Origin of the sequence: Rhodopila globiformis (assembly GCF_002937115.1) — a bacterium.
GTDB classification, from domain to species: domain Bacteria; phylum Pseudomonadota; class Alphaproteobacteria; order Acetobacterales; family Acetobacteraceae; genus Rhodopila; species Rhodopila globiformis.
Map to the genome: position 1 here is coordinate 12530 of NZ_NHRY01000037.1, position 22516 is coordinate 35045.

Genomic DNA, 22516 nt, shown 5'->3' on the forward strand with positions numbered 1-22516 from the left:
CTTGTCCGGGCCACCTGTCGCGGCACACGTGCTGGAATAGGTGGCCCGGACAAGCCGGGCCATGACGAGTGAGGTGCGCCGTCGCCGTGTCTCAACCAACCTGCGGTCTGCTGTAGCCGGGATACGTCCCGCCGTGACCGAGGGGCAACGGGTGCGGCAGCCCGATTCTTCGCTGTTCACCACCTTGTCCTGGAACCCCCACAGGCCGAACGACAGCCGATGCGGCGCGGAACCGCTTTCCTAACGATCGTGCTTCTGGAAGACCGCCCCAAGCAAAAGCTCAAACACTTTTGCCGTAATGAAAGCGGGCACGACGGCAGCCGCCAGGACGAGATAGATGTACCCCTGGCTAACCAGCACAGTCCAGGCCGGCTGGGCCGGATGTGCCTGCAGAACCATATTGCCAACGTAGTAGAGCGGGTAGGATGCGCCGACGAACGTGCCCAGAAGGGCGCCAGGCCAGTAGGTCTTGTTCGGCGTCGGGCGATAGGCTGGCGCCTTTCCTTTACCTGTATAGCTCTGTATTCCCTCTTGACCTTCGGGGAGTGCGGCGGAACGTTTTTTGAACATGGTCATATCCTTTGCCGTTAGCTCACGGGAAGCTGACGTAGCCGGGTCCGACGGAGTCCACCGAAGCAATAGCATAACGAATGATCAACCGCCATACCCAGGTGTGACCGTGCGGCCCGCGGCGCAACCAGTCGGCGCAACCAATCGGCGCCTCAGGCGGCTCGCAACGGCGGCGGCGCGGGAATTCGTCGCTACACAGCAATGACTGGCCGCATCTGTGCAAGCGTCTGGACACAAACATGTCACATGCCGATCGATCGCCGCCCGTACCGGGATGTCGCCGCGTCTGTGGAGAGACGCTGCGTGGCGCTGCCGGTGACGGGCAGGCCGGCATTCAGGCGGATCGGAGCGCCTCCGCTCCGCCCGGCCGATGGCCCCGGGCTCAGGCCGAGCCCTTCATCTGCTCGACCTCGGTTTGCAGGCGGCTGATCTGGCGATGCATCAGGCTGACGACCTCCGACAGCGCCCGCAGTTCCTCCCGCGTGTTGTCGTTCGCGCGCCGCACCGCATCGGCCGTGCCGAAATTGACCGCGATGTCGTCACGGATTTTGGTGTTCATGTCTTCCCGCCGATCCATGCGGGCCATCAGGTCCACGCGCAGGGAGGTCTGGCCGGTTTCCAGCCTGATTTGCCTGTCCTCCAGCGATGTCTGTCCGGCTTCAAGCCGGGCCTGACCCGCTTCGAGCGTCTTCTGGCCGGCTTTCAGGTCATTGAGAATCGCCAGGACCTGCTGCATCACGTCACCGCTTACCGGTCCGCTCCTTGAACACCGGGGCAAGATACCCGGCGGCACCACAACCACGCCGTGCTGCGCCGCGGCAGGAAAGGGAACGCCGCATGCACCACGTCTGGTCGAGCCATATAAAGCATGCCGGGCAATCTGTTGTACAATTTTGTCATCAGGACGAAACTGGATTGGCCCAACCGGGCGCTTCATACAGGCGCTTCATACAAATGTCCGGCGACGATCAGGAACACCCCGGGTTCGCCGCCCGGCAGCGCGCCTCGAACTCCTCCGATATGAACTCCGGGCGCCTGTACAGCCCCTTCAGCCACGCCGCGAGCATGCACAGCTCCTCCAGCTTCACCACCTCGTCCAGCGTGCCGTCGGGAAACGCCAGGCCGAAACTCCTGCCGATGATCTCCAGCAATGCCTCCACCTGCTCGATCACCAGGCCGCAATCGGTTTCCAGCACGGCGGTGTGGACCAGGATCGTTTCGTCCACGTCGAAATCATCGCGGATCAGCTTCACGATCCACCGGAACATGTTCATCCAGTTCTTCACGTCGTCGGTCGGCGGGGTCATGCGTGCGCCTCGGGGCCTCCTGGTCCCACCAGTATAGGTTGTCTCTCCGCCGGAAGAAACATATTACGCCTCAGAATATAATTGTATTGCCATCCCGGCCCCACGGCCATTGCCGCTTGCATCCGGGGTTTCCGGCCGCCGGCACGCCGCGACCGTCCGCGCCCGGCCGTTGAACGGATGGCCGCCCGGGGGGCGACCTGCGCCGCATCCGAGCCGGTCATGCCCTCGCCCTGCCTGCAACATCCGGTAGCAAAGGATTGGCAAGCGATCCGCCACGGTGCCGCCGGCACCCTTCCCCTCGGCCGCCGCCGGCGCGACACTGGCGGCATGCCGGATCCGACCACCCATCCCACCCGCGTCTCGACGCAGACCCGCCTGACCGCGGTCATCGTCGCCTGCGCGCTGTTCATGCAGAACCTCGACTCCACCGTCATCGCCACCGCCCTGCCGACGATGGCGCGCGCGTTCGGCTACGATCCGGTGCGAATGAACGTGGCGCTGACCTCCTACCTGCTCAGCCTGACCGTGTTCATCCCGGCCAGCGGCTGGGTGGCGGACCGCTTCGGCACCCGCAACGTGTTCCGCGCGGCGATCGTGGTGTTCACCATCGGTTCCATCCTGTGCGGCCTGTCCGACGGCTTGGTCGAGCTGGTCGCCGCCCGCGTGCTGCAAGGCCTCGGCGGCGCCATGATGGTGCCGGTCGGCCGGCTGCTGCTGCTGCGCACCGCGGCGAAGTCCGAGCTGGTCGCCGCCATGGCCTGGCTGACGATGCCCGCCCTGCTCGGCCCGGTCGTCGGCCCGCCGCTGGGCGGCTTCATCGTCACGTATTTCAGCTGGCGCTGGACCTTCTTCATCAACATCCCCATCGGCATCATCGGCCTGGCCGCCGTCACCCTGTTCATCACCGATTTCCGCGAGCCGCCGAAGGGCGCCTTCGACCTGCGTGGCCTGGCGCTGGTCGGCATTGGCCTGGCCTGCGCTACGTTCGGGCTGGAAACCGTCGGCCGCGGCGTCACCTCCGCCGCACTGACCGAGGCGATGATCGCCGGCGGCCTGGCCGCCGCGTTCCTGTACTACCTGCATGCCCGCCGCCACCCCGCGCCGCTGCTGGACTTCACCCTGATGCGGCTGCCCACTTTCAGCCTGTCCTTCACCGCGATGATGCTGTTCCGCACCGGCATCGGCGCCATCCCCTTCCTGTTGCCGATGATGCTGCAGGTCGGCTTCGGCGACTCGGCGGCGCGCAGCGGCCTGATCACTTTCGCCAGCTCGGCCGGCGCGCTGGTGATGAAGCCGGCGGCGCAGCACGCGCTGCGGCTGTTCGGCTTCCGCAACACGCTGCTGTGGAACGGCGTGCTGTCCGGGATCATGCTGGCCGCCTGCGCCGCCTTTCGCCCAACCTGGCCGGCGGCGGCGATCTATGCCGTGCTGCTGGTCGGCGGCTTCCTGCGCTCCTTGCAGTTCACCGCCTACAACACCCTGGCCTATGGCGACGTGAAGCGGGCGCAGATGAGCGCGGCGACCAGCCTGTACACCGCCGGGCAGCAGTTCGCCGGCACCATCGGCGTCTCCATCGGCGCCCTGTCGCTGGAGCTGGCGCGCCTCGCCTCGGGCCACGGCACGCCGCAGACCGCCGACTTCAGCACGGCTTTCGTCGTCGTCAGCCTGATGGCGCTGGCCGCGGCGCCGATTGCGCTGTTCATGCCGGCCACCGCCGGCGACGAACTGACCGGGCGGCGGCAAGGCGTTGCACCGGTGCCGAAGGCCGGCGAGTAACCGCCGCTTTCGCTTGCCGCCGCGTGCTTTCGCTTCGCCTTGGGCGCCGCCGCTGGTATGACCCGGCGCATGACGACACCAATCGCCTCCATGACCGGATTCGCCCGCGCCGAGGGCGCCACCGACGGCGTCGCCTGGGCGTGGGAACTCCGCAGCGTCAACGGCCGCTCGCTGGAGCTGCGCTTCCGCCTGCCGAACGGCTGGGACAGCCGCGAGGCGGCCTGGCGGGAACTGGCCGGCAAGTCGCTGAAGCGCGGCAACGTCAGCGCCAACCTGACGCTGAAGCGGCCCTCGGAGACCCGGCTGGAACTCGACCCCGTGGCGCTGGAGCAGGTGCTGCGCATCGCCACCGACCTGCACCGGCGGCTGCCCGGCAGCGCGCCGCCCTCCGCCGAAGCGCTGCTGTCGCTCCCCGGCGTGCTGCGCCAGGCCGAGGCCACGCGGCTGGAGGAACAGGAAGCCCTGGTGGCCGCCGTCCACGCCGGCTTCGCTGAAGCGGTGAAGGGCCTGGTCGAGGCCCGGCAGGCCGAGGGCGCGCGTCTCGCCGCGGTGCTGAACCAGCAGCTCGAAACGATCGCCGGCCTGTGCGCCGACGCCGCCGTCCAGGCCGCTGGCCAGCCCGAGGCGCAGCGGGCGCGCATGCTGGAAAACCTCCAGACCCTGATCCGCGAAACCCCGAACCTGTCAGAAGACCGCCTGCACCAGGAAGTGGCGCTGCTGGCCAGCCGCTCCGACGTGCGCGAGGAGCTGGACCGCCTGAACAGCCACATCGCCGCCGCGCACGACCTGCTGCGGGAGGCCGCCAATATCGGCCGCAAGCTGGATTTCCTGATCCAGGAGTTCAACCGCGAGGCCAACACCCTGTGCAGCAAGTCCGCGACCTCGGCGCTGACCGCCACCGGCCTGAAGCTGAAGGCGGCGATCGAGCAACTCCGCGAGCAGGTGCAGAACATCGAATGATCCAGATCGCGCGCCGGGGCGTCTGCCTGATCCTTTCGGCCCCCTCGGGCGCCGGCAAGACCGCCATTGCCGAGGCCCTGCTGGCCACCGAGCCCGAGCTGGAAAGCTCGATCAGCGTCACCACCCGGGCGCGGCGGCCGGCGGAGATCGACGGGGTGCACTACCATTTCCTGACGGAAGCGGAATTCCAGCGGGCCGAGCAGGACGGTGAACTGCTGGAATGGGCGCGAGTGCTGCAAGGCACGCACGCCTACGGCACGCCGCGGGCGCCGGTCGAGAAGGCGCTCGCCGCCGGCCGCGACGTGGTGTTCGACATCGACTGGCAGGGGCACCAGCAGTTGCGGCAGAAACTACCGGCCGACGTGGTCAGCGTCTTCGTCCTGCCGCCGAACATCGCCGCCCTGCGCGCAAGGCTGGTGGGCCGCGCCGGGGACGGCTCCGCGGAGATCGACCGCCGGATGCGGGTCGCCTGCGACGAGATCCGCCACTGGGTCGAGTTCGATCACGTGGTGATCAACGAAGACCTGGCCGTCGCCACCGAGGCGGTGCGCGGCGTGCTGCACGCCGCCCGCGTCGCCACCACTCGGCTGGTGGGGCTGCCGGATTTCGTCGGCAGCCTGAGGTGATGCCTGATGGCCGCCGGACGTTCCGTTGGCGTTGAAACAAGGGGGCGGCGCCTTCGTTGCCCCTCCGTCATGGCCGGGCGTGTCCCGGCCATCCACCCCCAACCGTCGAAGCGCAGATGGCCGGGACACGCCCGGCCATGACGATAGGGAGACGATCGCCGGACGATAGGGAGACGACCGCCGCAAGCCCCACCATGACAACCCCGGTGCGGCTAATCCGACGACCGGGCGCGTTCCCCGGCACTCAGCAGCGCGATGACCCGCAGCGCCGACGCAAGCTGCGAGTCCGGGCCACGGGCCGCATCCACCGTCGCGATCAACGCCGACAGGCTCTGGCCGCGGACCCGGGCGAGACCGAGCAAGGCGTCCCAGAATTCCTGCTCCAGAGCGATGCTGGTGCGATGCCCCGCCAACGTGAAGCTGCGCTTAATCAGACGGCTCAGGCGCCTCTCCTGCGTGAAAGGTGAATTCCTGCCGTTCCTGCCAATCCGCCGGACGAATAACCGGCCACGGCAGCCCCACGCGCAGCCTGCCGGTGCCCCTTCACGGCGGCTATATCAAACGTGGTCACGTCATCCAACCTATATCCGCGCGGCATCGGGCGCCGATCACCGCGTCGATTGCACGAAGCACAGGCCGATGCGGGCTGGCGAGGCAGTCCGCCGCGGCGCCGCAACCGGCGCGACGCACGCCGCCAGGATACGATCTGGCCGGGCCGATACTGCCCTACAGGTAGCCGGCGCCCGCCTCCTCGGCGAAGCGGCCCGGATCACCTTCCCAGCCGATGCGGGAATGCTCGAGGACATAAACCCGGTCCGCATGAGGCAGGGCGAACGTCACGTTCTGCTCGCCCAGCAGCACGGTGATGTCGGTGGTCTGCCGCAACCGTTCCATGGCTTTCGACAACTGCTCCAGGATCACCGGCGCCAGGCCCAGCGTCGGCTCGTCCAGGATCAGCAGCTTCGGCCGCATCATCAGCGCCCGCGCGATCGCCAGCATCTGCTGCTCGCCGCCCGACAGGGTGCGCGCCGCCTGGCCCTGGCGCGCCTTCAGGATCGGGAACAGCCCGAACAGCCAGTCCAGCTGCCGCCCCGCCTCGTCCACCGTCAGGTGCTGGCCGCCCAAATCGAGGTTCTCCCGCACCGACATGTCGCCGAACAGTTCCCGGGTTTCCGGGCACTGTACGATGCCGCCGCGGGCGATGGCGCCCGGCGTGCGGCCGGCCAGGCTCTCGCCGCGCCAGTTCACCGCGCCGCTGAACGGCACCAGGCCGGAGATCGCGTTGAACAACGTCGTCTTGCCGGCGCCGTTCAGCCCGACGACAGACACGAACTCGCCCTCGCCGACATGGATCGAGACGTCCTCCAGCGCCACCGCCTTGCCGTACAGGACGTTCAGGCTGCGCACGTCCAGCAGCGGCGTGTGGCCCTTGCCCTCGCGCTCGGGCCGGGCGGCAGTTTCGATCTTGCCGCCCAGGTAAACGCGGCGGACGGTTTCGTTGCGCATCACCGCCTCGGCGGTGCCCTCGGCGACCTGCTCGCCTAGGTACATCGCCAGCACGCGGTCCACCAGCGCGGCGACGCCCTTGACGTTGTGGTCGACCAGCAGCACGGCGTGGCCCTCGGCCCGGAAGCTGGCGATCAGCTCGGAAAAATCGGCCACCTCGGCGGCGGTCAGGCCGGCGAACGGCTCGTCCACCAGCACCACCTTCGGGTTGCGGGCGATCGCCTTGGCCAGTTCCAGCCGCCGCAAATCGGCGAACGGCAGGGTGCCGGGCAGGCGGTGCATCACCCGCGACAGGCCGACGCGGGCGGCGATCTCCTCGGCGTCCCGGATCACCTGCCTGTTGGTGCGCAGCATCAGCAGGTTGTCCGGCAGCAGCGCCAGTTGGATGTGCTCCAGGATGGTCTGCCGGTGCAGCGGGCGGGCGTGCTGGAAGACAATGCCCACCCCCTGCCGCGCGATGCGGTGCGTCGGCCAGCCGGCGACATTGACCCCGTCCAGTTTCACCGCGCCGGCGGTCGGGCGTTCGATCCCCATGATGCACTTCATCACGGTGGACTTGCCCGACCCGTTCGGCCCGATCAGCCCGAGGATCTCACCCGGGCCGATGGAGAAGCTGATGTCGCGCACCGCGACCAGGCCGCCGAAGCGCTTGATCAGGCCATCGACTTCGAGCAGCGCGGTCATTCCCGGCCCTCCGCATGCAGCAGGCGGCCCATGAAGCCGCCGGGGAAGAACAGGATCACCACCAGGGCGACGGCGGCAACGACGAAGGTGGACAACTGTCCGAGCGGACGCAGGATCTCGCCGGCGCCAATCAGGAACACCGCGCCGACGGCCGCGCCGATGATGGTGCGCCGCCCGCCCAGCACCGCGGCGATGATGACGTTCACTCCCACCGCGATGTCCACCACCGTGCCGACGGATGCGGTGCCCAGGTAGAAGACCAGCATCGCGCCGGAAAGGCCGGAGAAGAACGCGCTGATGCAGAACGCCGTCAGCTTGTGCTTGGCGACGTTGAAGCCCAGCGCCGAGGCCTCGATCGCGTCCTGGCCGCTGGCCTGCAGGATCAGCCCGACCGGCGAGCGCGAAAGCCCGAACAGGATGCCGCCGCTGATCACCATGAACACCAGCGCGTAGTAGTAGTTGGTGTTGGCGTCGATCGACAGCACGTCGGGCAGGTCGAGCCCGATCTCGCCGCCGGTGACGCCGGCGAACAGCACCAGCACGTTCTGCAGCAGCAGCACCGCGACCAGGGTCACCAGGCCGAAATACGGCCCGGTCAGCCGCAGCGCCGGCACCGCCAGCGCCACCCCCGCCAGCACCGCAGCGACGGCGCCCACCGCCAGGCACAGCGGGATCGGCCACTCCCAGTAGTGGTTGAGCAGCGCCGCGGCATAGGCGCCGACGCCGATCAGGAAACTGGGGCCGAAATTGACCTCGCCGGCGAAGCCGAACAGCAGGTCCCAGGACATCGAGAACACGGCGTAATAGTAGCCCAGCGTCAGCAGCCCCAGGATGTAGCCGCCGACGCCCAGCGGCAGCAGCGCCAGGATCACCAGCACCGGCAGGACGATCAGGGCAGTCCGATAGCGTTGCATCATGGCTTACCGCCTCCCCAGCAGGCCCTGCGGCCGGACATAGACCACCGCGACCAGCAGCAGCAGCACCGGCACGGTGCGGATCGACGGCGACACCAGGTAGGCGGTCATTGTCTCCAGGTAGCCGACGACATAAGCGGCGATCAGCGAGCCGGAGACGCTGCCCAGCCCGCCCAGCACGACGATCGAGAACGCGCTGGCGGTCAGCAGGCCGGCGTTGTCGGAACTGACGCCCAGGAACGCGCCCAGCAGCACCCCGGCGATGCCGGCCAGCACGCCATAGATCGCCCAGACCAGCACGTAGATGCGGGACAGTTCGAACCCCAGCAGGGTCAGGCCGCGCGGGTTCATCGACGCCGCCAGCAGCGACTTGCCGGTGCGGGTGCGGTTGACCAGCAGGTACAGCAGGCCGATGGCCGCCCAGGACAGCGCCGCCGTCAGCACCTCGTTCAACGGCGTGCGGACGCCCAGGATCGGCACCACGCCCTCGATCAGCGGACGCACGGTCTTGGGGTTGCTGGTGAACAGATAGGCGATCGCCTCCTGCAGCATGATGCCCCACAGCAAGGTGCTGGTCAGGACGAAGATCTCCTTCTCCTCGCGCGGGATGGCGCGGGAGTCCTGGATCGGGCGGACGATCACCCGGTAGGTGACGAAGGCGCAGGCCAGGCTGGCGAGCACGCCGGCCATGGCGCCGAGATAGGGGCCGGTGTTGAACGCCTCGGCGACCCACCAGGCGATGACTGCCGCCACCACCATGATCGCGCCGTGCGACAGGTTCAGCACGCCGGAGACACCGAAGATCAGGGTGAAGCCGGTGGCGCCGAGGGCATAAAGGCTGCTGATCGCAAAGCCGTCGATCAGGATCTGCAATGCGAGCATGAGAGTCCGTGCGGTTGGGCCGATGCGGCGGGATGGCTGGGTGGCGGACGGCGCCACCCGCGCGCTGAATGCGTCGGATCAGGCTGGGGCGGGCCGGGCTGCACCCAATCGTCATGGCGGGCGCAGGCCCGCCATCCACGCCTTTCGGTGCTGGTTGTGGCAAAGGCGTGGATGGCGGCCATTCGGCCGCCATGACGGGGACAGCGGCGATGCCGGGCGATCAAGACCGACGTGGCTCGCTTTACTGTGGCAGCTTGATGAAGCTCGGGAATTTCATCTTCCCGGTCGCCACCTTCTCGGGCCACACCGTCACAGGCTGGCCGTTCTGCCACTGCACCATCAGCCCGGTGATATAGCCAGGGCCGATGCGCATGCCGTGGGCGAAGGTGTCCTCCTTCGGCAGGAAGGTGATGCGCCCGATGGTGCCGACATAGTCGGTCTTTTCCATCGCGGCGACGATCTTGTCCGGATCCGTGCTGCCGGCCCGGCGGATCGCGTCGGCCCACATGTAGACGTCGTCATACGACGTGTAGGCGGCATACCCCGGCAGGTTGCCGTACTTCTGGTGATATTTCGTCGCGAACGGAATGGTCTTCGGCGTCACCGCCACGTCCGGAGCGGAAACCATGTTGAAGATCACGCCCTCGGTCGCGCCGTTGGTGTCCTTCCAGAACGTGCTGTTGGTCGCCTGGCTGGACACGCCGAACATCGGGATCGGCACCTGCTCCTGCTGCCACTGCACCGTCGGCTGCACGCCGACATGGCTGATGCCGGTGATCATGACATCCGGCTTCTCGCCCTCGATCTTGTTGAAAATCGGGGTGAAATCGGTCGTGTCGGGCGACAGGCGGACATGGTCCAGCACCTTCAGCCCGGCCGCCGGCAGGCACTTGAGGTACTCCTCGTCCAGCGGGATCGTCCAGGCGGCGTCCTCGCTCATGACCACCGACGTCTTCATGTGCAGGTCGTGCGCCAGCAGTTCCTTGGCGCTCTTGCAGACGATGTCGGCGATCTGCGTGGAGGCGAGGTAGCCGTGGAAGACGTATTTCATCCGGGCATAATCGTCGTGCACGCGTTTCGTAATGTCGTTGCTGGCGGCGCCCGGCGTGATCATCGGCATTTTCAGCCGTCCGGCCCAGGGCTCCAGTGCCAGCACCACTTCGCTGATGTAGCTGGCGATGACCGCCACCACCTTGTCCTGCTGCGCGGCGCGCTGGAACGCCCGCACCGCGTCGACGGCTGAGTTATGGTCGTCGTAATCCACGATCTCGATCATCCGCCCGTTGATGCCGCCCTTGGCGTTGATCTCCTCGGCCGCCATCTTGGCGGCGTTGGGAATGCCGACCCCGCTGATCGCCGCGGTTTCCGCGATGACGCCGATCTTGATGGGGTCCGCCGCCTGGGCCGCCGGCACCGCCAGCGCCAGTCCGAACACGCCGAGCATGGCTGTCCTGGGCGAAAATCGCATGGTCCGTTTCCCTTCGCATTCTTGTCGTCCACCACCCGACCGGGCGGCGGAACGGAGCATGCTGGAATAACGGTGCCTGTGCAACAGGATGTCCCGACAGGAGCACACGTATCCTGTCATCACATCTGCATGGCATCGGCCGTCCAGGCAGGAGCAATAAAGTTATGATTTCAGAATATTACGGCTTCAAGGCAAACAGCGTGTCTCGAAGCCTGCACAGGCGCCAGGCTGGTTCACGCTGACCGCGCCGTCGAACCGCGGCGAAACGTCGCCTGGCAGGAAACGGTGATGCATCGCGCCGCCGCCCGGGTGGCGGCCTTGCCACCCCACTGTCGCAGCGCGATCCTGCCCCCAGAAAAAAGCCGGGAGGAACGCCATGGCGTCCAAGACCTTCGACACCATCATCGTGGGGGGCGGCTCGGCCGGCTCGGTGCTGGCCAACCGGCTGTCGGCGCGCAGCGGCAACAATGTGCTGCTGCTGGAGGCGGGGCAGGACACGCCGCACGGCAAGGTGCCAGCGGCGGTGCTGGATTCCTATCCCGGCACGGCCTACCTCAACCCGGCCTACACCTGGAATCGGCTCAAGGTCACCACCGAGGTGATCCCGCACAACAACCCCGGCGAGCAGGCGCCGCCGCTGCGCACTTATGAGCAGGCGCGCATCCTGGGCGGCGGCTCGTCGATCAACGGCCAACTCGCCAACCGTGGCGCGCCGACGGACTACGACGAGTGGGAGGCGCGCGGCGCGGCGGGCTGGAACTGGAACGCGGTGCTGCCCTACTTCAAGAAAGTCGAGCGTGACATGGACTTCGACGGCCCGTGGCACGGCCGGGAAGGCCGCATCCCGGTGCGGCGGATCTTCCCCGACTTGTGGCCGGAGCACGCCAAGGCGGTGGGCCAGGCGTTCGAGCAAGCCGGCTACAAATACCTGCTGGACCAGAACGGCGCGTGGGAGGACGGGTATTTCCCGATCACCATCTCCAACGCCTATGAACGCCGGGTGTCGGCCGCCATCGGCTATCTCGACCCCGGCACGCGGTTGCGCGACAACCTGACGATCGCCACCGACACCCAGGTGTCCGAGCTGATGTTCGACGGGCAGCGCTGCATCGGCGTGAAGGCGGTGGTGGCGGGCCGGCCGCAGGAATTCCGTGGGCAGGAAATCATCCTGTCGTGCGGCGCCATCCACTCGCCGGCGCACCTGATGCGCGCGGGCATCGGCCCGGCGGCGCACCTGCGGGAGCACGGCATCGCGGTGCGCTCGGCGCTGCCGGGGGTGGGGCAGCGGCTGCAGGACCATCCGGCGGTGGCGGTGGCGGCGTTCCTGAAGCCGCATGCGCGGATCATCCAGGACTGGTCGCGGCGGCACATCTACACCGGGCTGCGCTACTCCTCGAACCTGCCCGGCGTGCCGGCCGGGGACATGTTCACCGTCGTCACCAACAAGACGTCCTGGCACGCGGTGGGCGAGCAGATCGGCTCGTTCATCATCGCGGTCTACAAGACGTATTCCGAGACCGGGCAGGTGCGGCTGCGCTCGGCCGGCTGGAGCGAGGAGCCGCAGGTGGATTTCAACCTGCTGTCCGATAATCGCGACCTGGAGCGGATGATGGACGGCGTGCGCCGGTTCGCCGCCCTGCACCTGACGCCGGTCATGCAGGGCGTGACCAGCGACCCGTTCCCCGCCAGCTACAGCGACAAGGTGCGGCAGGTCGGCCTGCTCAGCCGCAGGAACAAGCTGATCACCGACGCGCTGGCGAAAGCGCTGGACGGCCCGGAGCGGCTGCGGCGCTACCTGATCCAGACCCTGGTGATGGAGGGCACGACACTGCAGGACGTGCTGACCGACGACGACAAGCTGGAGGCGTTCGTGCGCAAGGCGGCGGTGGGGGTGTGGCATGCCTCCTGCACATGCCGGATGGGCGCGCCAGACGATCCGATGGCGGTGGTGGACCCGGCGGGGCGGGTGCGCGGAGTCGCGGGGCTGCGGGTGGTGGACGCCTCGGTGTTTCCGGTGGTGCCGTGCGCCAACACGAATTTCCCGGTGCTGATGACGGCGGAGAAGATGGCGGATACGATTTTGGCTGGAACCTGATCGAAAGGGGGTTGCATTGCTGCGGAAGGTTGCTAGAAAGCGCGCCTCGTTGGTGCGGGCGCATAGCTCAGTTGGTAGAGCAGCTGACTCTTAATCAGCGGGTCCAAGGTTCGAGTCCTTGTGCGCCCACCAATGAAACCCGCAGAACCCCTGGGATATGGTGTCCCCAACACCACCAGCTCCGTTCTCCGGGACACCTTGGGGACACCAGACAAATTTGTTGACGGGTTCGTGAGGTGGACCGGCGGCTCGAAAACTGGAAGCTGCCCGACTTTTCCAGGTAGCTGGATACCTGAACGAATTAAGGGTTTTTGCGTTGCGAAGCCGACATAAAAGCCCTTAATTCGTTTTCGGAATCTCCGACCGCGCTGCCGATTCCTTTATGTCAATGCCACGCTATGGCCAAAATGAGGGGATGCCCGAGAGGTAGAACCCCATTGCCGAGGCAGCCGCCTCTGCCCAGATCTCGGCAGAGTCGAACCACTCCATGCGCTCGCCGCGGTCGAGCGGCATTTGCAGCCCGATCATGACTCAGGAAGATTGCGCGCAAGGCGGTGCGTGTGATCTGCGGATGATCGGCGGACACGGCCTGGCCAGGTGTCGTAACGTTGCTTCTGTTATTGATTGAGCGCCCGAGGGCCGCTGACGAACCCGTTGCCCCGGACGTAGAACCGCAGCGGACTGTCGGCCGCACGGGTGATGCCGATCCGTTTGCCCTGCCCGATTTCGTCCGGCGCATGGCCGTCGGATCCGAGCCACAGCGGGCCGGCCTGACAGAGGTCGATGCCGTCCAGCCGGCGATCAATGTCCAAGGCTGCGCACAGCCGCCCCGGGCCGCGCGCCAGGTCTCGCACCCGCTCGATGTCCCGATTTCGCTGCATGATCGCAATGCCCTCGATCGGCTCGATCGCCCTGATCAGGACGCCCGCGCCCACACCGGATATCTCGCTCGAGACGTTCAGCATGAACGAGCTGCCATAGGCGAGATAGACATAGGCGTACCCGCGCTCGAGGAAAAGCGCCCGGTTGCGCGGGGTGACGCCGCGGTAGGCGTGGCCCGCGGGGTCGCCGATGGAATAGGCCTCGGTCTCGACAATGCGGCCGCTCGCCACGCCCTCGGCCAGCATCCGCACCAGCATTTTGCCGATGAGAAAACGCGCGAGCCTGGCGGTGTCGAGGGGAACCTCCGCCCGGTCCAGCACGCGCGGGCGCACCACTGTCGCGCCGATTTCCTCACATTCGCTCAACCAGGTGCGCGCGGGACGGTCCGGGTTCGAACGGATCGCCAAAGTATTGGGTTTCACGGGCCACCTTGCCATCCAGGAACTCCATGACGCTGACGGAATAGGATGGCCGGCCGTCATACGTGAGGATAAATTCCGTGACCCACAGGTCGCCTCTGCCGATGATGCGACGCACCGTGAAGCGCTTCGCGTTCGGCTGCGCGACGCGGGACGCCTGGATGTTGTGCCGGCCCCTGATGCGCTCGCCCGATTGCGGGTATTCAAGCACTGCGTCCTCCCGGTACATGTCGTGCTCAACGTCGAAGTCGTTTGCGTCCGAGGCGGCCCAGTGGCGATTGAGCGCCTCGCGAATCTCGTTCTCGTCCATTCTGCTACTCCCGTTTCTGACCATGAGGCCTGGCCGTACCGTTGCCCTGGAAAGTATGCGTCGTCGTGCCCGAACGGATACGCGCCGTTCGGTGAACATTCTGGCAAGTGCAGTGGGACCCGGTCATCGTCTCTTTACCCCTTGCTGCGCTTTCGATTTCGCACTGACTTTGGAAAGCTGAGCGACTCGCCGGAATGCCCTTTCAGTCGCCGAAGCGGCCGGCAACGCGATAACGGTAAGCCGCCGACGAACGGGAGAGGTTCGGAAACAGAGCTTGTCGGGCGCTCTCGTAGGCTTTCCAATCAGCCAGCTCAGGCAGCGACGGTAGGGTGACCAACTCGCCTTGATCAAGTCCCGCCAGGGCCGCATCGACCAACTCGCCCGCCGGCATGACCAACGCCGCGGGAGGGTACTCGACCGGCATGCCGGCAATGCCCCAGAAGTCTGTGGTGGTTGCGCCGGGAAGGACCACCTGGACGCGGATGCCCTTGTCACCCAGCTCGTGGTGCAGCGACCGGCTGAAGGCGAGCACGAAGGCCTTCGTGCCCGCGTACACGCCATTGAGAATCTCGGGGTGAACGGCAACAATCGAGGCGATATTGATGATTGTCCCGAAACCGCGGGCGACAAAGGCCGGAGCCGCAGCATAGGTCAGCCGGGTGAGTGCGCCGACGTTCAACGCGATCATCTGGCTCATCCGGTCGACCTCGGAGCCGAGCAGCGCTGCGGTGGCCCCTATCCCCGCGTTGTTGACCAGCATCGTGATGCGCGAATTGCTGAGCAGCACCTGCTCGACCCTCGCGAGATCGGCCGGATCGGTGAGATCGGCGGCCAGCACCTCGATCTTGCGCCCGGTCCTGCGGGCAATCTGGGCCATGACGATCTCCAGACGCTGTTGCTTTCGCGCAACCAGAACAAGGTCATGGCCGCGGTGTGCCAGCCGATCGGCATAGATCGCTCCGATGCCCGAGGAGGCGCCGGTGATCAGGGCCACGCCCGAGGTATCCTTGTGCATCTCCGTTTCTTTCAAAGCACTGACGTCGGCACTGAGAGGGCCGCGCAGCGACGCCGGCACGACAACTGTGTTGCGCCCACGAGGTTCTCCTCGGTGCGGCCTGGCCTTGGGTCAACACGTCAATCCCTGACGACGCATCTACTCGCGAAGCCTGGCTCGCGCTTTTACAGGATTGCGCAAATTTTCCCCCGATTGCCGTGTTCAGCGCACTGGCGATAAACATCTCGAGTCTCATATCGAGGTCGAGCTGATCCCGGAACTTGCCCGATAAGCAACAAATCCCCGCAGGTTTGCATGCTCTTTCTTCTTCACGGCTCATCCGCTATGCGTCGAGGCGTGCCCAGACCATCCCGGCAACCCTCGCTCGATCCGCACACGGGCGGCAAGCGACCGCAACAGCGCAGCGGACATGCGGTCTTGCCAAGGGACCCACGGACTCAGGCAGTCATTGACAGCAAGATCGTCCAATCGTCGCGAGCGCCGTTCAAGAGGACCGTGCCGTAATTGGGGATGTTGAGCGCGCTCCGATTGTGGTTGCTCAAGGAGGCCCTTATGAGCGCAACAATGAAGACGGCGCAGACCTGTCAATCGGCATTCACGGCAACGTCGTTCTCTGGCACCGCATGAGCGGCGCGCCGGCGCAAGCGGTGGAACCGGCGAGCAGGACGTCGCCATCCTCGAGGCGGGGCTTCGGGAAACGTGGCCCACGCTCCGTTTCAGCGAAACGCCATCGGCAACGACAGTCGGCCGGACCAACGACTGTTCAATGGAGGAGCAGGAACATGAAAATACTTATGGTGCTGACATCCCACGATCAGCTGGGCGACACGGGTCGCAAGACCGGCTTCTGGCTCGAAGAGCTTGCAGCTCCGTACTATGTTTTCAAGGACGCTGGGGCTGAGGTCACGCTCGCGTCCCCAAAGGGCGGCCGGCCGCCACTCGACCCCAAGAGCAACGAACCCGAATTCCGCACCGATCTTACGCGGCGGTTTGAGAAGGACGCGGCTGCGGAAGCTCAGCTCGACAAGACCGTTCCTCTCGAGAGCGTCAGGCAGGAGGACTTCGACACCGTCTTCTACCCGGGCGGCCACGGCCCGATGTGGGATCTCGCCGAGGACAAGCATTCCGTCAGGCTGATCGAGTCCTTCCTTGCCGCCGGCAAGCCAATCGGCATCGTGTGCCATTCCACGGGTGCGTTGCGTCACGTCAGGACGCCGGGCGGCAGCCTTCTGGTCCAGGGCAAGGAAGTTACCGGCTTCACCAACGGTGAGGAGGAAGCCGTCGGCCTCACCAGGGTCGTGCCCTTTCTTGTCGAAGATGAGATGCTGAAACTGGGCGCAATCTTCTCGAAGAAGGCCAACTGGGAGGTTCACGTCGTCAGCGACGGCCTGCTGATCACCGGACAGAATCCAAGTTCCTCAGGCCCAGCCGCCAAGATCCTGTTGGCGAAGCTGAGGCAAATGGCCCAACCGACTGCCAGCGCTGTGGCTTCGTAGATCGAGGATCTATCGAGCGAGTACTGGCGTACGCACGGTCAGGGTGCGACGATCAAAGGACTCGGCCCTGACGCGACGAACCGGAGGCCTCCATGAACATCAAGCACCTGGTACTCCGTCACAGTGATTTTGACGGTTCGAACGTGTCCTGGATTTGGTCCAGCTACAGCAAACCGCAGGTCAGTTGGGACGCAGAGGCGGCCTGTCTTCATCGTCATGGCCCGGCTCGTCCGGGCCACCTATTCCAGCAAGTGTGCCGCGACAGATGGCCCGGACGAGCCGGGCCATGACGAGGAGGGCGCGCCGTTGTCCTGTCTCAACCGACCTGCGGTTTGCTGTAGAGCAGATGCGCTGGCAAGGCAACGCGCCGAGCCGGGGAGGGGGGAGCAATGGAAGCCAAAGTCGATGAAATCGGAGACCATATCTTCCGCATATCCACATTCATGCCCCATGTGCTGCCACCTGAGGGGCTCACCTTCAACCAGTTCCTGATTCTCGCTGATGAACCGATGCTGTTTCATTGCGGGCATCGCAAGCAGTTTTCGAATGTGTCGGCCGCCGTCGCAAAGATACTTCCTCTCGATAAGCTCCGCTGGATTTCGTTCGGTCATCTGGAAGCTGATGAATGTGGCGCGATGAATGAATGGCTGGCAGTGTCGCCGCTCGCCGAGGTCGTGCACGGCGTTGTCGGGTGCCGCGTCTCAATCAACGACATGGCGGATCGAGCGCCACGCGCACTGTCAGGTGGTGATGTCCTGGACCTGGGTGGCAGGCGTATCCAGTTTATCGACACACCTCATGTCCCGCATGGATGGGACGCGGGGGTTATCTTCGAGCAGGAGACCTCTACATTGTTTTGCGGCGATCTATTTACGCATGGCGGGGATCGGCCAGCGCTGACGGAGAGCGACATTGTTGAGCCAGCCACGACCGTGTTGAAGTCACTCTCTGCCGTTAGTCCAGCCACAGCACCCACCATACGTGGATTGACACGATTCCAGCCCCGGTTACTTGCTGTGATGCACGGATCTTCATTCAGCGGCGATGCGTCGAGCGCGATCAACGACCTGGCCGCCCACTATGCATCCTGGCTGGCGGCAGAGACGGATGCAGAAGGATCTTGAGATAGCGGCCGGCACGACCGGTCAAAATCGCTGTGCAGAGGCAGCAGGAATGCTCTACGCACTGGTGGCACCGTGGCAGGTGCGCCAGGCGGCGCCGCACTGCATGTGCAGGGCGCCGCGAGTGGACAAGGCCGAGGCGTGGTACAATTCGCCGAAGTACGACGAGTTCAGGCCTGTGAGGTGCGCCGTAGCGACGACTCGCTCGTTCATCGTGGAGGGCTGGCCGATTGATAAGCACAACAGAGGCTACCAAGGTCCCCGGCTTTTGCGGCCTGTGCATCGCCCGCTGCGGCAGCATCGCCAGCGTGGAAGACGGGCGTTTCATGCGGCTCGATCCCGACCCCACACATCCGACCGGCCAGGCGCTGTGCGCCAAGGGCCGCGCCGCGCCGGAACTGGTTTACAGCAAGCAGCGTCTCACCCGGCCGTTGCGCCGCACCCGGCCGAAGGGCGAGGCGGATCCGGGTTGGGTGGAGATCTCCTGGGACGAGGCCCTGGACACGACGGCGGCGGCAATGCGGCAACTGGCGGCGGCGCACGGGGCACACAGCGTGGCCTTCAGCCAGTCTTCCCCCTCGACCACCGCGATCGGCGATTCGGCGCCCTTCGTTCGCCGGTTGATGAACGCCTTCGGCACACCGAACCTCGTCTGGGCACTGGACCTGTGTGGCTGGGGCCGAGGCTTTGCCACGCGCTACGCGTTTGGTGTCGCGAGTGTCGCCACCGGCAGCGGCGGCGGGGCGATGGCGGACATTGCCAACAGCGGCTGCCTGATCCTTTGGGGCTACAATCCCTCCTACACGCGCCTGACGCACGCGACAGCGACCGTCGAGGCGCTCAAGCATGGGATGAAGCTCATCGTTATCGATCCACGCCACGTCGGGCTGGCCGGCAAGGCCGATCTTTGGCTGCGCCCTCGCCCTGGCACTGACGGGGCGCTTGCGCTCGGCCTCGCGCATGTGATGATCAGTCGCGGCTGGTACGACCAGGCGTTCGTGCGGGCGTGGACCAACGCGCCGCATCTCGTTCGGTCCGATACTGGTCGGCTGCTGCGCGCTGTGGACCTCGCCGAGGGTGGAGGTGCCGGTCATTTCGTCGCCTGGGACGGATTGGCGGGCCAGCCCGTCGCCTACGACCCCGCGATAGGCCGCTACGGCACGCCTGTCGAGCGCCTTGCTCTCGAAGGCGAAGTCATGGTCGCCACCAAGCAGGGCATGCTGCCGTGCCGCCCGGTGTTCGCGCATTACGCCCAGCTTTGCGCCCGGCATACGCCCGAGCGGGTGGCGGCGATCTGCTGGATTGCGCCTGACCAGGTGGAGGCAGCGGCGCGGCTGCTTTGGCATTCGCGGCCGGTCTCCTATTACGCCTGGAGCGGGCATGAGCATCACGCCAATACCACAGAGACAGCGCGCGCCATGGCGCTGCTCTACGCGCTCACCGGCTCATTCGACCAGCGTGGCGGCAACGTGCTGTTCCCTGCCGTTCCCAACCCGGTGGTCACCGGCGAGGACCTGCCGGCGGCGCGGCATATGGCGCCAGCCGTGGGGCTGGAGAGCCGTCCGCTCGGGCCGGCAAAGTGGAACAACGTCTCCGCGTCCGACTTCTACCGCGCGGTGCTGGAGGGCGAACCCTACCCGGTGCGCGGGCTGATCGGGTTCGGCTCCAACCTGCTGCTTGCGTTTTCCGACCCGTTGCGTGGGCGGCGGGCACTTGCGGCACTGGATTTCTACGTTCACGCCGATCTGTTCCTGAACCCGACGGCCGAGCTCGCCGATATCGTGCTGCCGGTCGCTTCCTGCTTCGAGCGTGAGGCGCTGCGCTTCGGCTTCGAGATCAGCGCCGAGGCCCAATCCCTTGTGCAGCTCCGCAAGCCTGTCGTGCCACCGCCTGGTCTCGCCCGGTCCGACACTGACATCATATTCGATCTCGCCGTCCGGCTCGGACTGGGCGAGCATTTCTGGAATGGCGATGTCGAGGCGGCCTACCGTCACCAGCTCGCACCTAGCGGGCTGAGCCTGGAAGCCCTGCGGGCCGAGCCGAGGGGCATCCGCGTGCCGCTCACCACCCGCCATGCCAAGCACGCCGAGCCGGATCCGGCGGGCCATGCGCGCGGCTTTGCCACACCCTCGCGCAGGGTGGAGTTCTGGTCCGAGACCATGCAGGCGAAGGGCCATGCGCCGATGCCGGAATTTGTCCCCCCGCCGAACCCGGACGCGGAGCGCTACCCTCTTGTGCTCACCTGCGCCAAGCCGACGCTGTTCTGCCAGACCCAGCACCGCGCGCTGCCGAGCCTGCGCCGGCGCGCAATGAATCCCCAGGTGATGCTGCATCCGGAGACCGCGGCGCGGCGCGGCATCGCCTCGGGAGACTGGGTGAGCGTCGAGACGCAGGCGGGCGCCATGCGGGCGCGTGCGCTGCTGAACGCCGCTATCGACCCGCGCGTGGTGGTGGGCGAGCATGGCTGGTGGCAGGCGGCTCCCGAGGCCGGTGCGCCGGGCTATGATCCGTTCAGCGCGCTTGGGTCCAACTACAATCTGGCCGTCGATCCGGCCGCGCGCGATCCGATAAGCGGCACCACGGCGCATCGCTCCGGTTGCTGCGAAGTCTTCCGCACCTCGTCAATGGAGCAGGGGAAGGCAGCCGACACCCGCGTCGCCGCACAACGCGCGTAAGTGCGTGCCGGCTTCCAGGCGCGAGACGGTATCGGCTGAGAGTGATCGCGGTGTCCATTTGCAAGATCCCGGGCATCCAGTTCTGCCAGGCCAGTTCGTGACGCTCGGCAAGTTCCGCCCTTGTTTCATCGACGACAGGTTGATGGTGCCTGCCCAGCGCCGTGTGCGGTCGCGTTCCGGCAGCAACCCGTTACGCCACCGTGCCGCCTGAAAGATCGGATGTTTTTCGCCGCAGACTGGCCAGCAGCGCGTTGCCGCCGCCGCGTGACAGGATGCGCCGGAAATCGGAACGCTGTACCGCCACATGGCTGATCGACCCGTCCGCGAGCACATCGACCGCCTTCCAGCCCGAAGAAGTCAACTGCATCACGTAATCAAGCCTTGTTGCGTCGCCACTGACCGGTATGAGGCGGGTCTGCACGATGACCCGCCCCGCACCAAGTCCGCGCGTTTCGGGCAGGATGGCGAAATGCTGGCCGGCGTAGTTGTCGAAATTCGCCACGTAACTGGCCACCGTGTAGCGACGGAATTCGGCCAGCAGCTCATTTTTCTGATCCGGTGGAAGATTGGTCCATGCGGGACCGACCGAAACCGCCAACACGGCAGGCAAGTCGAACGTCTGATCGACCGAGGGAGCGAGCAATTCGAAGCGACGACTGAAGACGGTCTGCGCATCAGCCCGCATCAACGCCAGCAGGGCTTCGTCGAAACGCGCAATTATCGCGATCGCGCCGGCGGGAGCTGGATTCGCAACCGCATGCCGGCCAAGCGGCGCCACGGCGGCAAGCCCCAGGGCAAGCAGTGACCGACGGCGAAGGCCGGACCTGGCGGTGGTCATGTCGCGATTGGAGTTCTTCATCATGATTGCCATCCTTTACAGGAATACTTTTCCATTACTGATACAAACGCTGTACATAGACCATTTCTGGAAGGCGGTGGTTCATTACCACCTGGCTGCCTTTCGGGAGACCGTCCACGATTTCAATCTCATTGCCGAATCGCGCCGTCTTCCACCTCTGCGCGCAGCTGTACGGGCAGCGCACCGATGCCGTATGCGGCGGCCGGGGCGGCAAGGACGCTGCGCCGGCTCGGCGATAACGATACGTCCATGACGACTGTCCTTATGCAATGCGGGCAGTGGCTCATTACAGCAGACCGCAGGTCGGTTGGGACACTGAGGCCCCCTGTCCTCATCGTCATGGCCCGGCTTGTCCGGGCCACCTGTTCCAGCACATGTGCCGCGATAGGTAGCCCGGACAAGCCGGGCCATGACGATGAGGGAGCGCCGTCGCTCTGTCTCAATCGACCTGCGGCCTGCTGTAGCAGGATGCATTTACTTTGGAAGCTGGGCCGGTTCTTTTACAGGACTGCGCGAATTTTCCGCCGATTGCCCTGTTCATCCCATTGGGCCGGCAATCATCCTGAACGCCAGGCATGGCAACGGCAGAAAAGCCGGTGGTGGCCCAGGCGACCTATGCTCGCGTTCTCCTGGCGTACGGCCTGACCGCCGCGTTCCTTCCTCCAGGCTTCCACAGAACCCGGCACCCAATGGTGCAAACCAGACCGTTGACCTAGGGCGTGTCGTCAATTGGAGCCAGCCGAGTGGGTCTGGGCTGCAACAGTGCGGCGGAATCGTTGATCAACAAGCGGCTTCCCGATTCCAGCAGCCCCGGTTCTTCGATGCATAGGCAGTCAGCTTTGGAGAGGCTGACCGATGCATCGACATGCCTTGCGCGACGACCAGTGGGAGCGGATCAAGGACCATTTGCCGGGCCGTCCGGGGTCCGTTGGCGTGACCGCTGCGAACAAC

The 22516-nt window shown here is 66.0% G+C and carries 20 protein-coding genes, 1 tRNA gene and 2 pseudogenes; 10 read left to right on the forward strand and 13 right to left on the reverse strand.

Annotation, left to right across the window (positions count from 1 at the left end):
* Window positions 1-240: 240 nt before the first annotated feature.
* The 3 genes from CCS01_RS01905 to CCS01_RS01915 all read right to left on the reverse strand — a co-directional run bounded on the left by CCS01_RS01905 (window position 241) and on the right by CCS01_RS01915 (window position 1877).
* The gene (locus tag CCS01_RS01905) at window positions 241-570 is read right to left on the reverse strand and encodes a hypothetical protein (RefSeq protein ID WP_146101533.1); all 330 of its coding nucleotides are present in this window, start codon (window positions 568-570) and stop codon (window positions 241-243) included.
* A 382-nt stretch (window positions 571-952) separates the two neighbouring features.
* On the reverse strand, window positions 953-1507 hold the full coding sequence (locus tag CCS01_RS32495) for a hypothetical protein (protein ID WP_146101534.1): 555 nt from the start codon (window positions 1505-1507) through the stop codon (window positions 953-955).
* Between the two features lie 31 nt (window positions 1508-1538).
* Window positions 1539-1877 carry an acyl carrier protein gene (locus CCS01_RS01915; protein WP_104517139.1) on the reverse strand — a complete coding sequence of 113 codons (339 nt, stop codon included), beginning with the start codon at window positions 1875-1877 and terminating at the stop codon, window positions 1539-1541.
* A gap of 327 nt (window positions 1878-2204) precedes the next feature.
* Between CCS01_RS01915 and CCS01_RS01920 the strand changes: the two genes are divergently transcribed.
* From CCS01_RS01920 to gmk, 3 genes are all read left to right on the forward strand, one after another.
* Complete coding sequence (locus CCS01_RS01920) at window positions 2205-3653, forward strand: MFS transporter (protein ID WP_104517156.1); 1449 nt, start codon at window positions 2205-2207, stop codon at window positions 3651-3653.
* Between the two features lie 69 nt (window positions 3654-3722).
* On the forward strand, window positions 3723-4613 hold the full coding sequence (locus CCS01_RS01925; protein WP_104517140.1) for a YicC/YloC family endoribonuclease: 891 nt from the start codon (window positions 3723-3725) through the stop codon (window positions 4611-4613).
* Window positions 4610-5239: a guanylate kinase gene (gmk, locus tag CCS01_RS01930; protein WP_104517141.1), complete on the forward strand. Its 630-nt coding sequence runs from the start codon at window positions 4610-4612 to the stop codon at window positions 5237-5239. Before CCS01_RS01925 ends, gmk begins: the two co-directional genes overlap by 4 nt.
* 212 nt (window positions 5240-5451) lie before the next feature.
* On the opposite strand, the gene CCS01_RS01935 is transcribed toward gmk, so the two are convergent.
* From CCS01_RS01935 to CCS01_RS01955, 5 genes are all read right to left on the reverse strand, one after another.
* Window positions 5452-5727, reverse strand: a complete 276-nt coding sequence (locus CCS01_RS01935) for a ribbon-helix-helix domain-containing protein (protein WP_338049954.1) — start codon at window positions 5725-5727, stop codon at window positions 5452-5454.
* Window positions 5728-5965: 238 nt separating this feature from the next.
* Window positions 5966-7429 (reverse strand): ATP-binding cassette domain-containing protein, encoded by a 1464-nt coding sequence (locus tag CCS01_RS01940; RefSeq protein ID WP_104517143.1) that lies wholly within the window; start codon window positions 7427-7429, stop codon window positions 5966-5968.
* Complete coding sequence (locus CCS01_RS01945; RefSeq protein ID WP_204848104.1) at window positions 7426-8346, reverse strand: branched-chain amino acid ABC transporter permease; 921 nt, start codon at window positions 8344-8346, stop codon at window positions 7426-7428. Before CCS01_RS01945 ends, CCS01_RS01940 begins: the two co-directional genes overlap by 4 nt.
* A gap of 3 nt (window positions 8347-8349) precedes the next feature.
* A complete protein-coding gene (locus CCS01_RS01950) occupies window positions 8350-9225 on the reverse strand; it encodes a branched-chain amino acid ABC transporter permease (RefSeq protein WP_104517144.1) in 876 nt (291 codons plus the stop codon).
* Between the two features lie 241 nt (window positions 9226-9466).
* A complete protein-coding gene (locus CCS01_RS01955) occupies window positions 9467-10693 on the reverse strand; it encodes an ABC transporter substrate-binding protein (RefSeq protein ID WP_104517145.1) in 1227 nt (408 codons plus the stop codon).
* A gap of 376 nt (window positions 10694-11069) precedes the next feature.
* Here CCS01_RS01955 and CCS01_RS01960 point away from each other — a divergent pair, with 376 nt between their 5' ends.
* Both CCS01_RS01960 and CCS01_RS01965 read left to right on the forward strand, forming a co-directional pair.
* Window positions 11070-12788: a GMC family oxidoreductase gene (locus tag CCS01_RS01960; protein WP_104517146.1), complete on the forward strand. Its 1719-nt coding sequence runs from the start codon at window positions 11070-11072 to the stop codon at window positions 12786-12788.
* Window positions 12789-12844: 56 nt separating this feature from the next.
* A tRNA-Lys gene (locus CCS01_RS01965) sits at window positions 12845-12920 on the forward strand.
* Between the two features lie 485 nt (window positions 12921-13405).
* Here CCS01_RS01965 and CCS01_RS01970 read toward each other — a convergent pair.
* From CCS01_RS01970 to CCS01_RS01980, 3 genes are all read right to left on the reverse strand, one after another.
* Complete coding sequence (locus CCS01_RS01970; RefSeq protein WP_204848105.1) at window positions 13406-14077, reverse strand: DNA-3-methyladenine glycosylase; 672 nt, start codon at window positions 14075-14077, stop codon at window positions 13406-13408.
* Complete coding sequence (locus CCS01_RS01975) at window positions 14022-14399, reverse strand: nuclear transport factor 2 family protein (protein ID WP_104517148.1); 378 nt, start codon at window positions 14397-14399, stop codon at window positions 14022-14024. The genes CCS01_RS01970 and CCS01_RS01975 overlap by 56 nt, the downstream gene beginning before the upstream one ends.
* A gap of 202 nt (window positions 14400-14601) precedes the next feature.
* Window positions 14602-15414, reverse strand: coding sequence for an SDR family NAD(P)-dependent oxidoreductase (locus CCS01_RS01980; protein WP_104517149.1), 813 nt, complete (start codon window positions 15412-15414; stop codon window positions 14602-14604).
* 782 nt (window positions 15415-16196) lie between these two features.
* On the opposite strand from CCS01_RS01980, the gene CCS01_RS01985 reads away from it, so the two are divergent.
* From CCS01_RS01985 to CCS01_RS02000, 4 genes and pseudogenes are all read left to right on the forward strand, one after another.
* Complete coding sequence (locus CCS01_RS01985; RefSeq protein WP_104517150.1) at window positions 16197-16910, forward strand: type 1 glutamine amidotransferase domain-containing protein; 714 nt, start codon at window positions 16197-16199, stop codon at window positions 16908-16910.
* 389 nt (window positions 16911-17299) lie between these two features.
* The gene (locus tag CCS01_RS01990; RefSeq protein WP_104517151.1) at window positions 17300-18034 is read left to right on the forward strand and encodes an oxygen-binding di-iron domain-containing protein; all 735 of its coding nucleotides are present in this window, start codon (window positions 17300-17302) and stop codon (window positions 18032-18034) included.
* A gap of 103 nt (window positions 18035-18137) precedes the next feature.
* A pseudogene (locus tag CCS01_RS35960) lies at window positions 18138-18242 on the forward strand (hypothetical protein); the annotation flags it as partial.
* 19 nt (window positions 18243-18261) lie between these two features.
* Complete coding sequence (locus tag CCS01_RS02000; protein WP_204848106.1) at window positions 18262-20706, forward strand: molybdopterin-containing oxidoreductase family protein; 2445 nt, start codon at window positions 18262-18264, stop codon at window positions 20704-20706.
* 190 nt (window positions 20707-20896) lie between these two features.
* Here CCS01_RS02000 and CCS01_RS02005 read toward each other — a convergent pair whose 3' ends face one another.
* A complete protein-coding gene (locus CCS01_RS02005; protein ID WP_158258190.1) occupies window positions 20897-21568 on the reverse strand; it encodes an ABC transporter substrate-binding protein in 672 nt (223 codons plus the stop codon).
* Window positions 21569-21693: 125 nt separating this feature from the next.
* On the reverse strand, window positions 21694-21816 hold the full coding sequence (locus CCS01_RS35635) for a hypothetical protein (RefSeq protein ID WP_275112872.1): 123 nt from the start codon (window positions 21814-21816) through the stop codon (window positions 21694-21696).
* A gap of 604 nt (window positions 21817-22420) precedes the next feature.
* On the opposite strand from CCS01_RS35635, the pseudogene CCS01_RS34940 reads away from it, so the two are divergent.
* Window positions 22421-22516: pseudogene (locus tag CCS01_RS34940) on the forward strand (IS5/IS1182 family transposase); the annotation flags it as partial.

Excerpts from the sequence above, each read along its gene's own strand:
- CCS01_RS01905 (WP_146101533.1), bottom strand. The coding sequence starts at position 570 with ATGTTCAAAAAACGTTCCGCCGCACTCCCCGAAGGTCAAGAGGGAATA.
- CCS01_RS32495 (WP_146101534.1), bottom strand. The coding sequence starts at position 1,507 with ATGAAGCGCCCGGTTGGGCCAATCCAGTTTCGTCCTGATGACAAAATT.
- CCS01_RS01915 (WP_104517139.1), bottom strand. The coding sequence starts at position 1,877 with ATGACCCCGCCGACCGACGACGTGAAGAACTGGATGAACATGTTCCGG.
- CCS01_RS01920 (WP_104517156.1), top strand. The coding sequence starts at position 2,205 with ATGCCGGATCCGACCACCCATCCCACCCGCGTCTCGACGCAGACCCGC.
- CCS01_RS01925 (WP_104517140.1), top strand. The coding sequence starts at position 3,723 with ATGACGACACCAATCGCCTCCATGACCGGATTCGCCCGCGCCGAGGGC.
- gmk (WP_104517141.1), top strand. The coding sequence starts at position 4,610 with ATGATCCAGATCGCGCGCCGGGGCGTCTGCCTGATCCTTTCGGCCCCC.
- CCS01_RS01940 (WP_104517143.1), bottom strand. The coding sequence starts at position 7,429 with ATGACCGCGCTGCTCGAAGTCGATGGCCTGATCAAGCGCTTCGGCGGC.
- CCS01_RS01945 (WP_204848104.1), bottom strand. The coding sequence starts at position 8,346 with ATGATGCAACGCTATCGGACTGCCCTGATCGTCCTGCCGGTGCTGGTG.
- CCS01_RS01950 (WP_104517144.1), bottom strand. The coding sequence starts at position 9,225 with ATGCTCGCATTGCAGATCCTGATCGACGGCTTTGCGATCAGCAGCCTT.
- CCS01_RS01955 (WP_104517145.1), bottom strand. The coding sequence starts at position 10,693 with ATGCGATTTTCGCCCAGGACAGCCATGCTCGGCGTGTTCGGACTGGCG.
- CCS01_RS01960 (WP_104517146.1), top strand. The coding sequence starts at position 11,070 with ATGGCGTCCAAGACCTTCGACACCATCATCGTGGGGGGCGGCTCGGCC.
- CCS01_RS01975 (WP_104517148.1), bottom strand. The coding sequence starts at position 14,399 with ATGGACGAGAACGAGATTCGCGAGGCGCTCAATCGCCACTGGGCCGCC.
- CCS01_RS01980 (WP_104517149.1), bottom strand. The coding sequence starts at position 15,414 with ATGCACAAGGATACCTCGGGCGTGGCCCTGATCACCGGCGCCTCCTCG.
- CCS01_RS01985 (WP_104517150.1), top strand. The coding sequence starts at position 16,197 with ATGAAAATACTTATGGTGCTGACATCCCACGATCAGCTGGGCGACACG.
- CCS01_RS01990 (WP_104517151.1), top strand. The coding sequence starts at position 17,300 with ATGGAAGCCAAAGTCGATGAAATCGGAGACCATATCTTCCGCATATCC.
- CCS01_RS02005 (WP_158258190.1), bottom strand. The coding sequence starts at position 21,568 with ATGATGAAGAACTCCAATCGCGACATGACCACCGCCAGGTCCGGCCTT.
- CCS01_RS35635 (WP_275112872.1), bottom strand. The coding sequence starts at position 21,816 with ATGGACGTATCGTTATCGCCGAGCCGGCGCAGCGTCCTTGCCGCCCCG.